The organism is Sphingomonas sediminicola, assembly GCF_014489515.1.
In the GTDB taxonomy this organism is placed as follows: domain Bacteria; phylum Pseudomonadota; class Alphaproteobacteria; order Sphingomonadales; family Sphingomonadaceae; genus Sphingomicrobium; species Sphingomicrobium sediminicola.
In genome coordinates this window covers 974,152-987,503 of record NZ_CP060782.1, presented here as the reverse complement: position 1 = coordinate 987,503, position 13,352 = coordinate 974,152, and the positions used below count along the sequence as shown (strand labels likewise).

General features: G+C 62.6%; 12 protein-coding genes. 6 read left to right on the top strand and 6 right to left on the bottom strand.

Annotation, left to right across the window (positions count from 1 at the left end; all coding sequences use genetic code 11):
• Positions 1 to 45 precede the first annotated feature (45 nt).
• Positions 46 to 810, bottom strand: a complete 765-nt coding sequence (gene tpiA, locus H9L14_RS05360; RefSeq protein WP_187709516.1) for a triose-phosphate isomerase — start codon at positions 808 to 810, stop codon at positions 46 to 48.
• Between the two features lie 124 nt (positions 811 to 934).
• Here tpiA and H9L14_RS05355 point away from each other — a divergent pair, with 124 nt between their 5' ends.
• From H9L14_RS05355 to H9L14_RS05345, 3 genes are all read left to right on the top strand, one after another.
• Entirely contained in the window at positions 935 to 2,866 is a 1,932-nt protein-coding gene (locus tag H9L14_RS05355; protein WP_187709515.1) for a peptidylprolyl isomerase, read from the top strand.
• A 77-nt stretch (positions 2,867 to 2,943) separates the two neighbouring features.
• Positions 2,944 to 3,591, top strand: a complete 648-nt coding sequence (lexA, locus tag H9L14_RS05350; protein ID WP_187709514.1) for a transcriptional repressor LexA — start codon at positions 2,944 to 2,946, stop codon at positions 3,589 to 3,591.
• A gap of 2 nt (positions 3,592 to 3,593) precedes the next feature.
• On the top strand, positions 3,594 to 3,944 hold the full coding sequence (locus H9L14_RS05345) for a VOC family protein (RefSeq protein WP_222949933.1): 351 nt from the start codon (positions 3,594 to 3,596) through the stop codon (positions 3,942 to 3,944).
• Between the two features lie 7 nt (positions 3,945 to 3,951).
• Here H9L14_RS05345 and H9L14_RS05340 read toward each other — a convergent pair whose 3' ends face one another.
• Positions 3,952 to 4,224: a DUF4242 domain-containing protein gene (locus H9L14_RS05340; protein WP_187709512.1), complete on the bottom strand. Its 273-nt coding sequence runs from the start codon at positions 4,222 to 4,224 to the stop codon at positions 3,952 to 3,954.
• Positions 4,225 to 4,672: 448 nt separating this feature from the next.
• On the opposite strand from H9L14_RS05340, the gene gltX reads away from it, so the two are divergent.
• On the top strand, positions 4,673 to 6,073 hold the full coding sequence (gene gltX / locus H9L14_RS05330) for a glutamate--tRNA ligase (RefSeq protein WP_187709510.1): 1,401 nt from the start codon (positions 4,673 to 4,675) through the stop codon (positions 6,071 to 6,073).
• A complete protein-coding gene (locus H9L14_RS05325) occupies positions 6,070 to 7,356 on the top strand; it encodes a citrate synthase (protein ID WP_187709509.1) in 1,287 nt (428 codons plus the stop codon). Before gltX ends, H9L14_RS05325 begins: the two co-directional genes overlap by 4 nt.
• Positions 7,357 to 7,360: 4 nt before the next feature.
• On the opposite strand, the gene H9L14_RS05320 is transcribed toward H9L14_RS05325, so the two are convergent.
• The 4 genes from H9L14_RS05320 to H9L14_RS05305 form a co-directional block, all read right to left on the bottom strand.
• Complete coding sequence (locus tag H9L14_RS05320) at positions 7,361 to 8,017, bottom strand: sensor histidine kinase (protein WP_187709508.1); 657 nt, start codon at positions 8,015 to 8,017, stop codon at positions 7,361 to 7,363.
• Positions 8,002 to 8,694, bottom strand: a complete 693-nt coding sequence (locus tag H9L14_RS05315) for a PAS domain-containing protein (RefSeq protein ID WP_222949932.1) — start codon at positions 8,692 to 8,694, stop codon at positions 8,002 to 8,004. Before H9L14_RS05315 ends, H9L14_RS05320 begins: the two co-directional genes overlap by 16 nt.
• On the bottom strand, positions 8,675 to 9,730 hold the full coding sequence (locus tag H9L14_RS05310; RefSeq protein ID WP_187709506.1) for a DUF2336 domain-containing protein: 1,056 nt from the start codon (positions 9,728 to 9,730) through the stop codon (positions 8,675 to 8,677). The genes H9L14_RS05315 and H9L14_RS05310 overlap by 20 nt, the downstream gene beginning before the upstream one ends.
• Before the next feature lie 218 nt (positions 9,731 to 9,948).
• Positions 9,949 to 11,007 (bottom strand): hypothetical protein, encoded by a 1,059-nt coding sequence (locus H9L14_RS05305; protein WP_187709505.1) that lies wholly within the window; start codon positions 11,005 to 11,007, stop codon positions 9,949 to 9,951.
• Between the two features lie 44 nt (positions 11,008 to 11,051).
• On the opposite strand from H9L14_RS05305, the gene H9L14_RS05300 reads away from it, so the two are divergent.
• Positions 11,052 to 13,349, top strand: a complete 2,298-nt coding sequence (locus H9L14_RS05300) for a coiled-coil domain-containing protein (protein ID WP_187709504.1) — start codon at positions 11,052 to 11,054, stop codon at positions 13,347 to 13,349.
• Positions 13,350 to 13,352 lie beyond the last annotated feature (3 nt).

Sequence of the window (13,352 nt, the reverse complement as noted above, 5' to 3'; positions counted from 1 at the left end):
GAACTTCAATCTTATCAATCATCTAATGATTGGAGGCTTGAACAGTCACCCGATTGATGCCGCCGCGATTACGATTGGCACGAATTTTTCGGCAGTCAGGCTTGCTCCGCCCACCAATGCGCCATCGACGTCGTCGACCGCAAAGATTTCCGAAGCATTCGAGGCACTGACCGACCCGCCGTAGAGGATGCGCACCTCGTTGCCCGCATCACCATAGGCGGCGACAAGCCGCTCGCGCAGGGCGCTGTGCATTTCGCGAATGTCGGCGGTTGAGGCAACCTTGCCCGTCCCGATCGCCCACATGGGCTCGTAAGCTATCGCAAACTTTGCCGGAACTCCCGCGGCCGCACCTTCACCATGCGGCAGCGATGCATCGAGCTGAGCTTGAACGGTGCTTAGCGCCTGCCCTGCCTCCCGGACTTCCAGGCTTTCACCGATGCAAAGAATGACATCCAGCCCGGCTCCTAGTGCAGATTCTGCCTTTGCGCGGACCTGCTGGTCTGTTTCGCATTGCCCGGCGCGGCGCTCGGAGTGGCCGACGATCGTCAGGCTCGCACCGGCATCCAGAAGCATCGGGGCCGAGACGCAGCCCGTGTGTGCGCCCTTAGCTTCCTGGTGAACGTCCTGCCCGCCGAATGAAAAGCCGGAAACAGACCGTACCGCCCGCTCGATCAGGGTTGCTGGAAGGCAGAGTGCGACATCGACATTTGATGATTCGGCTGCAGCCGATGCAATGCCCGAAATCTCCAAGATGTCGGCCGAGACGCCATGCATCTTCCAATTGCCAACGACATACTTCCGCCGAGCCATTCATCACCCCTTCTTGCGAGCCGTCGCACCTAGCGGCGGCGAAAGCTTGTGGGAAGCGACGCTTGATGGTCTGGAAAGCCGCACCTAAAGCGGCACTTCCACATCGGCCTCAGGCGAGACCTCAATGCTTGCTTCATTCCGCCGGCTGTCAAAGTCGACCGTCGGCACCGCCATCATGGCGATTATCTTGATTCTGATCCTCGTCGGTTTCGCCATGGGCGACATCCAGAGCGTGCTTTCGGGCGGCGGTTTCGGCGGCAGCAGCGACACACTGGTCAAGGTCGGCTCCGACAAGGTCACCGACCGGGAAATCAGCAAGGCGATGGAGCGCCGGCTCTCGCAAGCCAGGCAGCAGAATCCCGAGGCAGATTACCCGACCATCATGGGCGATTTCGACCAGCTGCTTAGCGCGCTTGTCGACGCGAAGACGCTTGAGGCATTTGCCGCCAAGCTGGGGCTCAACCTGTCGAAGCGCCTCGTCGATGCGCAAATTGCGAATATCCCAGGAGCCAAAGGTCTGAACGGACAGTTCAGCGAGCAATCCTACCGTTCCTTCCTCCAGCAACAGCGGATCACCGACGAGGAAGTTCGGATGATCGTTCGCAACGGCCTTCTCCAGCAGTTGTTGATCGCTCCGGCCGTTGTGAACGCACGTGCTCCGGTTGGCATGGCGACGCCCTACGCATCGATCCTGCTCGAGGCTCGCCAAGGCGAGGTTGCGTTCGTTCCGACTGCGGCATTCCGCGCCGGGCTGAACCCCACGCCGGGGGATATCCAGGCGTACTACGCCGCGAACCAGCGGCGTTATATGGTCCCCGAGCAACGCATCATCCGGATTGCCAAGATCGGGCCCGAGCAGGTCGCGAACGTCCAGCCGACTGACAAGGAAATCGCCGACTATTACAAGGCGAACCAGCCGACCTATGCAGCCAAGGAATCAAGGGTCATCACGCAGGCCGTCGTTCCAACGCAGACGGTCGCCAACGCGATCGCCCAGCGGGTAAAAAGCGGTCAGAGCTTCGTCGCTGCGGCAGCTCCAGCCGGACTGAGCGCCGAGGACATTTCGGTGGGCCCGCAGACCAAGGCCGAGCTGACCGAGCTTGCCGGATCGCAGATTGCCAACGCCGCCTACGCCGCCAGCAAGGGCGCGGTCATCGGACCGGTGAACACCGATCTCGGATGGCGGGTCATAAAGGTCGACGACATCTTGCGTGAAGGCGGCAAGTCGCTCGATGCGGCTCGGGCGGAGATTTCCGCCAAGCTCGTCGCCGACAAACGCAAGGAAGCGATTGAATCGCTCGTCGACACTGTGCAGAATGCGATCGACGAAGGTTCGAGCTTCAGCGAGGCGGCGGCCGCGGCAAAGCTCACCCCGATCGAGACCCCGCCCCTCACCAGTAGCGGAACGTCGCGGACCGATCCGAATTATCGCCTGCCTGCCGATCTTGCCCCTGCGCTCAAGGGTGGCTTCGAGCTTGCGGAGAACGACGCCCCGGTCGTGGATCCTCTGCCGAACAATGCCGGCTACGTGCTGGTCGCGCCGGCGCGCATCATTGCGGCGGCCCCCGCCCCGCTTGCGAGCATCCGCGAGAAAGTCACGGAGGATTGGATCGCCAGCCAGGCCTCGAAGCGCGCCCAGCAGCTGGCACAGAACATCGCCAACAAGGCGGGCACTGTTGCGCTGACCGAAGCTGCGAAGGGCTCAGCCCAGGTCCGGGTCGAACCGGTAAGCGCGCGCAGGATTCAGCTGAGCCAGTTCCAAGGCAATGTTCCGGCGCCGATCGCGATGCTGTTCAGCCTCGGCCAAGGGAAAGCGCGCATGGTGGCGGGCAGCCAGGGCGAGGGCTTTTACGTCGTCAAGGTGAACAGGGTCATCCCGGGCAATGCGCTGAACCAACCGAGCATCATCGGTCAGACCCAGCAGCAGATGTCGGATCCGCTCTCGCAGGAATATGGCCAGCAGTTCCTCAATGCGATGCGCGGCATGATTGGCGTGAAGCGGAATGAAAAGGCCATCCAGGCCGCGAAGGCGCGCATTTCGGGCATCGGAAGCTAAGGCCGGGCGCCGCTTGACTGGCGGCATTTTGTTGCCTACACGTTCCCCGTATGTTCTAACGGGGGATTGGCAGCAACATGCTCACCGCCAAGCAGCACGAATTGCTCCTGTTCATCAACCAGCGGCTGAATGAATCAGGGGTTTCGCCAAGCTTCGATGAAATGCGCGAGGCGCTGGACCTCAAGTCCAAGTCGGGCGTGCATCGGCTGATCTCTGCGCTGGAGGAGCGTGGATTCATTCGGCGGCTGCCCAATCGGGCGAGGGCGCTCGAGGTGCTGAAGCTTCCGGAATCCGCTGCTCCTGCTCCCGCAGTGCCGCGTCCGGTCGTTCCCGCCGCGGCGAACGACACGATCGAAATTCCCTTGCATGGCCGCATTGCTGCCGGAACGCCAATCGAGGCCTTGCAGGGCACGGACGGATTTGCCGTTCCCGCTGCCTTGCTCGGCCCGGGGGAACATTATGCGCTCGAGGTTTCCGGTGACTCGATGGTCGAGGAAGGCATTCTCGACGGCGACTTCGCCCTCATCCGCAAGGCCGACACGGCACGTGATGGTGAGATCGTGGTGGCGCTGATCGACAATGAAGAAGCCACGCTGAAAACTTATCGGCGCGAAGGAAGGACCGTCCGACTGGATCCGGCGAACGCCCGCTACGAGGCTCAGCGTTACGACGAGAGCCGTGTCGCAATCCAGGGTCGCCTGGCGGGCCTGATCCGTCGCTATTGAGAATGGCCGGACCACGCATCGATTATGTCGAATTGCCGAGCGTGACCGCGCACGAGCTGACGCGGGGCTTCTACTCCAGGGCGTTCGGCTGGAGCTTCACCGATTTCGGCCCTGACTATTCGGCGATGACAACTGGCGACGTAGACGTCGGGTTGAACGGGCAGCGGGAGGAAGCGCTTGCTGCGCCACTCCCCGTCATCCGCGTCAACGATCTCGAAGCAGTGTTCGACGCTGTCACCAAAGCCGGCGGAATCATCGCGAAGCCGATTTTCTCGTTCCCGGGCGGCCGTCGATTTCACTTCATCGACCCGTCAGGAAGCGAGCTCGCCGTCTGGCAATCCGCGGAAGAGTAAGGACGCCCTACTCCGCCGTAGTCGGATCGATCATGTTCCTTACCTGGCTGATCTTGTTCGCCGGGAAGCCGCCACGCTGAGCATGCTCGCGAATGATGTCTTCGTTGGGCGCCCGATAGATGCAGTAGATCTTGTCGTCGGTCACGTAGCTCTGCACCCACTGGATTTCCGGCCCAAGCTCACGAAGCACTGAACAGCTGGTCTGCGATGCGCCCTTGAGTTCATTTTGCCCGAGTGACCCAACGCCGGGCATGTCCCGCTCAATTACATACTGAGGCATTCACCGTCTCCCCTTTACGAGGCCAAGCGGCATAGCCGATTTTCCTTTCGGCGTCAGTGCCCACGGATGTCGGCCAAGATGTTCGGACACCTTGTCAACGCGAGAGTATTGCCCAAGGCGGATAGCGACGCCGCCAGTTTGCTCGAGCGCCTTGCGGTCTAGCTTAAGCCAACGGGGTGCACAGGCCTTGGCTAACCAGCGCTCGGACACCACGATGTCGGCATCCGCACAGGCTTTCACGAGCGACTGCCAGTCGATCCGCGCCATCGAGCGCATTGCCAGAAGCCGATATTCGCGCCCGTCCTCGCTAATTCGTCTAATGCGAGCATCGCGCGTTGCGTGAAAACGTACCGTCCAATAGCCCGAGCGCGCTGTGGAAGAAGCGCACCCGCTATGTTAGGGGCGCTCGTCCGTTGCATTGCACAATTGAAAAAAGAGGAAAGCGCGCTTGAGCGCAAGCAGTTCTGTAGTCACCCGCTTTGCCCCGTCGCCGACCGGCTTCCTGCACATCGGCGGAGCGCGCACCGCATTGTTTAACTGGCTCTTTGCCCGCCATCACGGCGGCAAGTTCCTGTTGCGCATCGAAGATACGGACAAGGCGCGTTCGACCACGGAGGCGATCGACGCGATCCTGGACGGGATGCGCTGGCTGGACCTCGATTGGGACGGCCACGAATATTACCAGTCGCAGTTCTGGTCTCGCCATGCCGAGGTCGCCCACAAGCTTCTTGAGCGCGGGCATGCCTATCGCTGCTACATGACGCAGGAGGAGCTCGCAGCTCAGCGCGAGAAAGCACAGGCGGAGCGCCGTCCTTTCCGCATCGAAAGTCCATGGCGCGACGTGACCGACGATCAGGGCGACAAGCCCTTTGTCATCCGCCTTAAGGCGCCTCGAGACGGCGAGACGGTGATCGAGGACAAGGTCCAGGGCCGTGTTGCAGTGCAGAATGTGGAGCTCGACGATTTCGTCCTGCTCCGTTCCGACGGAACACCCACCTACATGCTGGCCGTCGTTGTCGACGACCATGACATGGGCGTTACCCACGTCATCCGCGGCGACGATCACCTCAATAACGCTTTCCGTCAGCTCGCCATCATCCGCGCGATGGGTTGGCCCGAGCCGATCTACGCACACGTCCCGCTGATCCACGGTCAGGACGGAGCGAAGCTTTCGAAGCGTCACGGCGCCTTGGGAGTCGACGCCTACCGGGACGAACTGGGCCTGCTCCCGGAAGCGGTATCAAATTACCTGCTCCGCCTCGGCTGGGGCCATGGTGACGACGAGATCATCAGCCGCGAGCAGGCGATCGAATGGTTCGACCTCGCCCACGTTGGCAAGTCGCCGTCGCGATTCGACTTCAAGAAGCTCGAGAACCTCAACGGGCACTACATACGCGAGGCGGACGATGCGCGGCTCGCTGAGCTCGTCGCTCCCAAGCTCGGCCTAGACGCCGGGCAGAAGGGCCTTCTCCAGCGCGCAATGCCGGAGCTGAAGGCGCGAGCGCACGACCTGAACCAGCTCGCGGAAGGCGCCCGTTTCCTTTTTTCAAGGCGACCCCTCGACGTCGACGAGGCCGCGTCCGCATTGCTGACGCCGGAAAGCCGCGCGCTTCTTACGCACGCGCACAAGGCGCTCGGAACCGTCGAATGGAACCATGACGCGCTCGAGCAGTCTGTGCGCGAGGTGGCTGAAGCGCAGGGCGTGAAGCTCGGAAAGCTTGCCCAGCCGCTGCGTGCCGCGTTGACCGGCCGGACCACAAGCCCGGGAATTTTTGACGTGCTGGCGCTGCTCGGTAAGGGCGAAAGCCTGGCGCGAATTGAAGATCAAATATTGGAGCCGAACGAATGAGCGATACGTCCGTAACCCTGAAGACCTCCGCCGGAGACTTCAACTATCCGGTGCTGGAAGGCACGGTCGGGCCTGACGTCATCGACATCCGCAAGCTCTACGGCCAGACGGGCATGTTCACCTACGATCCCGGCTTTACGTCGACCGGGAGTTGCCAGAGCGCGATTACCTATATCGACGGCGAGAAGGGTGTCCTCCTCCACCGCGGCTATCCGATCGATCAGCTGGCCGAGAAGTCGACCTTCATGGAGGTCGCCTACCTGCTCCTTCATGGCGAGCTTCCGAAGAAGGACGAGCTGGACACCTTCGTCTACACGATCAGCCGCCACACCATGCTGCACGAGCAGCTGGCGACGTTTTATCGCGGCTTCCGCCGTGACGCGCATCCGATGGCGATCATGTGCGGGGTCGTCGGCGCGCTTTCGGCCTTCTATCACGACAGCACGGACATCACCGATCCGCAGCAGCGGATGATCGCCTCGCACCGACTGATTGCGAAGATGCCGACGATCGCGGCGATGGCCTTCAAGTATTCCATCGGCCAGCCGTTCCTCTACCCGGACAACTCCTTGTCCTACACCGGCAATTTCCTGCGCATGACGTTCGGCGTCCCTGCCGAGCCATACGAGGTCAATCCGATCATCGAGAATGCGATGCGCCGGATCTTCATCCTCCACGCCGACCACGAGCAGAATGCGTCGACCTCGACCGTCCGCCTCGCCGGATCGTCGGGAGCAAACCCGTTTGCGTGCATTGCCGCGGGCATCGCCTGCCTGTGGGGCCCGGCGCATGGCGGAGCCAATGAAGCAGCCTTGAACATGCTGCGCGAGATTGGCGACGTGAAGCGGATCCCGGAATATATCGCCCGGGCCAAGGACAAGGACGATCCGTTCCGGCTGATGGGCTTCGGCCACCGCGTCTACAAGAACTTCGACCCGCGCGCGAAGGTCATGAAGGAGACGGCGGAGGAGGTCCTCAAGGAACTCAACATCTCCGATCCGGTCCTCGACGTTGCCCAAGAGCTTGAACATATTGCGCTCAACGACGAATATTTCATCGAGAAGAAGCTCTACCCGAACGTGGATTTCTATTCGGGCGTGATCCTCAACGCGATCGGCTTCCCGACCGACATGTTCACGGCATTGTTCGCGCTCGCCCGGACCGTCGGCTGGGTCGCCCAGTGGAACGAAATGATTTCCGATCCCGAGCAGAAGATCGGCCGCCCGCGCCAGCTCTACACCGGCGCAACGCAGCGGGACTATGTCCCCTGCAACGAGCGCTAAGGGGTCAGGCTGACGGCAGGGAAAGCGTGAAGCGCGCGCCCTGCCCCGGCTCACTGACCAAGCTGATGTCGCCACCCATGGAGTGAGCGAGCCGGCGAGCAATCGCCAGGCCGAGACCGGTGCCGCCTTCTGCACCCTTCGCGCGCTCGAACCGCTCGAAAATGCGCTGCTGGTCCTCCGCGGCGATTCCGGGTCCTTGATCGGCGACGTGTGCGCGGGCGAATCCATCCGTTCGATCGAAAGTAATGGTGACCGTCCCACCCGGCGGTGAGTGACGGACCGCATTGCCCAAAAGGTTCACTAGGATCTGGATCACACCGCGAGCATCGCCATGCGCGGAGACCTGGCGGCTCGGTTCCGAAACGATTGTGACTTTTTGATTTCGGGCAGTGGATTCCAAGAGCCCAATCGCTTCCGTCGCCAAAGCGACCAGGTCGACGCGATCCTGGTCCTGCTCACCCTCATTGTTCATCGATCGGATGACGGAGAGGAGATGCCGCGCGGCGGCCGCGATGTCGCTCGCATAATCGGCATAGTCGGTGCGCAGCGGTCCGTCGGACTGTTGGACGATCCGGTCCGCGCTTTCGATGATGCGGTCCAGCGGCGAGCGCAGCGCTTCGTCGATGATCTGGTCGAGCTGGGCAGTCATGTCGCCCGGCATTGCCTGGGACGCTCCGGATTCACCGATCGCTTCCCCTGAAAGCCGGCGAACCGGCCGTCCTGTGACAACACCGGCGTCCCACGAAGAATCAGGACCTCCTCACTGCCTCTACGAGGCCGAGCCCGCTGACCATCGAACTCATTTCGTGAAGTCGCGGCGACCAGAAGCGGCAGCTCTCCGTCTTCATTTTCTTCGAGCTTCAGGAAACGTGTCAGCGGCTTGCCGATCGCTTCCTCGGGCGTCGTGCCGAGCTTTTCCGCCAACCCGGAGGAGATCGAAACGATCGAGAGGTCTTCGTTTGCCGCCCATTCCTCCGGTGCGCTTCCCAAATCGATCTGCTGCTCATGCGGGACCAAAGTGTTGAGACGCGGCGATGCGGCTGGACGGTAGATCCAGCGCTCCAGCGTCAGAGCGATCTCATCGCCATCGGGAGAAGCCCGGACCCACAGCTCGACATCATGATCCGCGCCGGCCGCAATGGCGTTGCGATAGATCGGCACGCCGAGCTTCCGGGAGAGCCGGGCAATCGAGAGGATCTGCGGCAGCGCAAGCTGCGACCCGATGTGCGATCCCGCCTCCGTTTGCAGCGCAACGAGATCCGGATCGGCGGAGATCAGCCGGTCCATCGCGTCAAGCCGCCCGTTCACTGGGCCGCGATCAGAGGGTGCCGTCGCCACCGCCGCCCTCCAAGGTCCGCAGTGCTGCGCGATACCCCTGATCCAGAATCAACCACTCGTTAACCGATCGCGCTTGCGCCTCGTCCAGTGCATCGAAGCGCCCAATCTCGGTGCCAAGGTCCGCAATCCCGACGAGGTCGCCGAGAAGTGCGAGAAGCCTGGCTGCAAACTCTCTCGAGACTCCCGAGAGCCTCAGCAGGAGGACGAGCCGGCCATCGTCGCCATCGGCGAGATAATCCCACGCGCCGCTCCCACCGATTCCCGCCCGCTCTCCCAGGGCGTTCGCGAGGAAAGCGACGTCGCCTTCGTCCGCAGCGGCCTCCAACAGGCGCTCGTCGAGAAGGCCGGCCTGATTGAGAATCTTTACGAGCGACGAAGTCAGCCGGTCGATCGCCTTGGCTTCCGCCCGCGATTGCACGAGCACCGCCGCCGCTTTGCCAAAGGGCAAATGTCCGTCCTTGGCTGCGAGACCCGGGACATGCTGGCGAAGGGCCGCAGCCACCGAATAAGCAAGCGTTCGCGCGAGCGATACCGGCAGGTCCTCGAACTCGATGCGAGGCTGACCAAGCCTGTCACGGCGGCGGCCGCGGGACAGGATCAGCGCCATTGCTGCCGCGGAGATCGTCTCGTCCTCGTCCGCAATCAGAGCCTGCAGGAATCCGCCGCGCGGGTTCGAGCGGGCGCGAATGGCGTTGGCGATCCGCTCCTCATCAGCACGACGGAGCAAGAGAGCGATCAGATCGGCATGATCGAGCAAGCCGGCCGAGCTCAGCTCACGCAGCAATTGCTGACTGTCTTCGTCATTCGCCGGAACCAGGTTCGCCGGAAGCGCTGCGCGAATTTCATCGGCGATCGTGCCGAGCAATTCGGCAAGCATTGCCGTCATGAGCGCCCGCTCCTGTTCGGTCAGGCGGTCTCGCGGATCGAGGAAAAAATCCTTGCGGACGGTAGGCAAGCGCCGTCGGCCCGCGGGTCGTGCAGGATAACCTCCGTCATCCTCAGACGGAGCCTCGACTGGCCATTCATCTGCCGCCATTGGATTTGCATTATCCGATTGAGGTTAATGTGGCGTCAATTCTGTGCGTATTCGGTGCACCAAATATTGGACAAAGAATAAGGAGATAGCGGCGTAGGCGAGGACCGCGATCAGAAAGCCGGTCCAGGCATTTCCGATCGCGAACGGGAGCAAAAGAAAGATCGAATTGCGGCGTGATACGAGCCACGGCGGGAGCGTGACGTTCGTATGGGCTCGTTCTAGTTGGTACGCCTGCCCAAACGCGGCCCCACAGATCGCGCAAACAAGGGCTCCCCAGCCCCTCCATGCCGGGCTTCCCACCAGCTCAACGCCACAAGGGCCAGGCCTGCCGCGGGCCACAACAGCAGCTGGGAAAAATTGTTGGGCGGAATCGGTCGAAGACGAAGCATCCCGAGCCTCCGCGCAACCAGGTCCAGCGGTGTCGACAGCAGGAGCATGACGACGCCGGCCCACAACCAGCCGCGTGTGAATGAAAAGGCGGCCGCCAGAGTTAGGCCGAGCGTAAGGTGAAGGAGCCAGGTGGGACGGACCGCCGTCTCCATCAGCTTCTCCGTCGCGAAATCTTCGACGAGCGGAAGGATATACTTGCTAGCCAGGTCTGTCCGCTCCGACCGGCTATTTGCGATCAGCGAGCGCTCGAAAAGCTGGAGATCGCCGGGGTTATGGACCAGCAGCGGCTCCCTTTCGGGCGGCACGGGCGCCTGGCGGGCGCCGGCCTGAAGGGTTCGCCGCAGCAAGGTCGACGGTAAATCCCAGTCGCCCAGAACGGCCGCGGTCGAACCGAGCGTGCGTCCATCTACAAGCGCGATTCCGCTCCAGCGGCTGACGCCGTCGATGCGTTCATTCGCTTCATGCTCTGCATCGTCGGGCACCGTGAACACCAAGGGATCCGCCTCGTCAGCGAGGCCGGACAGGAGGTCGAGAGGCGGAGCAACACCGTCGCCGACCACCAGGATCAGCTCGCCAGCCTCGAACCTGGTCGCCGCCTCATTGGCATCGCTGACGAGGATGAGGTTGAGGCCCTCCTGCCGCAGGCGCTCGAACGCCTGATTCAACGCGGCCGGTATGCGCTCGACGAGAACGACGATCGGAGATGCCCCGGCGGCGGCGGCGCAACGGACCTGATATTCGACGAGTGTTCGGCCGGCGAGCGGAAGCAAAGCGGTGAGACCGCCGGAATCATCTTCCTGATAAGCTCCGATCAAAGCGCCGAGCGCCAAACGTCCCCTCCCCGTCTTTCCGTCGCCAGCATCCAGGAATGCAGCGCCGAACCGCATCTGTAACGGCTTTCGCGCCGGGACAAAGATGATAAACTGCTTGTATGAACCCGAGCCCGCAGCGCGCCGAAACGACCACAACCCTTAAGGATTACGTCGATCCGCCCGCCGAGCCGGAGATCTCGGGCGCGTTCGACCCCTACACCTGGAGGGAATCGGAAGCTCAATCCGAGTTTCGCGGAGCGGGTGGTCGTCAGGTCCTCGGCAGCGCGCTGGTCATACTCGCGGCACTATGGCTCGGCTACATTGCATGGGCAGCGGGCAAGGCGTTGTCCGGCCAGCCGCTTTCGTCTCCAGCCATTGCCCAATGGCTGGCGCTCGCTGCTGGGCCGCTGGCGCTGCTGGGTCTCGTCTGGATCATGTTCGGCCGCACCCGGCGGAAGGAAGCCGAGCGATTCACCCGATCGGTCATCGAAATGCGGGCCGAGGCGCGGTCGCTGGAAGGTCTCCTCGCGGTCCTGACACAACGGATCCAGGACAGCCGGACCGAATTGACGATGATGGCCCAGCACCTCATGCAGCTTGGCGACGAGACCACGGGCAAGCTTGGCGGAATTACGCGCGAACTGGATTCGAGCACAGACAAGCTGACGAAACAGGGCGTCGCCCTTGATCGCGCAGCGGAGTCCGCCCGGAACGACATTGCCGTGTTGCTCGACGATTTGCCGCGGGCCGAAGCCACCGCCTTGAGCATGGCCGAGCAATTGCGGGCCGCCGGTTCCGAAGCGCAGCAGCACGCTGCGACCTACGCCGAGCAAGTTTCGACGCTCTCGGAGAGCACGAAGGCCGCTGAGGAAATTGTCGCGACCGCGGTGCAACGCCTCACCGAGCATCTGGGTCGCGTCGAAAGCTCCGGCTCCGCTGCTTCAGCTTCGATCGGAGAAGCCAATATAAAGCTGTCGACCACGGCCGACGACCTGATGAGCCGAGCCGCTGCGACCCTCGAGCAGATTCGTTCAGGGATCGATGCCCAGGCTGCCGCCGTTGCCTCGCTTGTCGAGCAGTCTTCTGCCGGTATCGGTCGCACCGGTGCCGAAGCGGCAGAGGCGCTGGCGACCAATGTCACCGGCGCCAACGTTGCGATCGACGGCCTGACTGCGCGCATCGCCGAGCAGGAGCGTTCGTCCCGGCGGATCGTCGCCGAAACCAGCCGCGCCCTCGCCGAGCTCGATCGTCACTTCGCCGATCTTGCCGAATCTGGCGACCAGCGCGCGATCGCTTTCACCCAGTCGATCGGCCGTGCGCGCGGCGAGTTGCAACAGCTCTCGCAGGAAACCGGCGCGCAGGACAATGCGGTCGAAGCGCTAGCCGAACGAGCGGCCGCCCTGCAGAACCACGTTGGTCAGTTGACCAGCGACGTGAAGGAGCAATTGTCGCTGGCAATTAGCGACGCGGAAGCTGGCGCGAATCGGTTGATGCGAGCGACCGAGACCATCCGGCCGGAGCTCGACTGGATGCGTGAGGCAGCGATCGAGGCTAGCGACCGCATTCGGGCGTCTGCAACCAGCATTGCCGAGCAGCAGGACCGGTTCACGACCCTGCTCGCGACTCTCGACGAAGGTGTGGGAACGGCCGGCGAGCGTCTGACTTCGCTTGCTTCGTCAATTTCCGAGGCACAGACCGAAGCATCGCGCCTGAGCCAGGAAACCGGTCCTGCCTTGATCGATGCGATGGTGCAGGTGAAGGAAGCCGCTGCGCATGCCGCCGAACGCGCCCGGGAAGCGATCGCCAGCGTGGTGCCGCAGAGCGCGCAAAGCCTGTCCGAAGCGACCCGCGATGCACTTCAAAAGGTCATCCACGAAGAGATCGAACAGCGGCTCGCCGACGTTCAGACGACCGCCGCGCTCGCCGTGGAAGCTGCCCGCACTGCATCCGATCGCCTGACCGAGCAGATGCTTACGCTCGGCCGCAGCGCCACGGCGCTCGAACAGCATATGGAGCAGATCAGTTCGGAGCAGCGCGAGAAGGACAGCGAGGCCTTTGCGCGGCGCGTGGCGATGCTCATCGACTCCATGCACTCGGCATCGATCGACGTGGGGAAGATCCTGTCCGACGAGGTCGACGACAAGGCGTGGGATTCCTACCTCAAGGGCAACCGCGGGGTGTTTACGCGTCGGGCGGTTCGCTTGCTCGAGGGCTCAGAAACTCGCTCTATACGGGCGCATTACGAAACGGATGCGGAGTTCCAGCAGTCGGTTAATCGCTACGTGCATGATTTCGAAGCGATGATGCGCCGAGTGGTCTCCGACAAGGACGGCGGAATCATCGCGGTGACGCTCATGTCGTCGGACACCGGCAAGCTTTACGCAGCGCTTTCGCAGGTCGTGGACAAGAAGCGCTAAGCC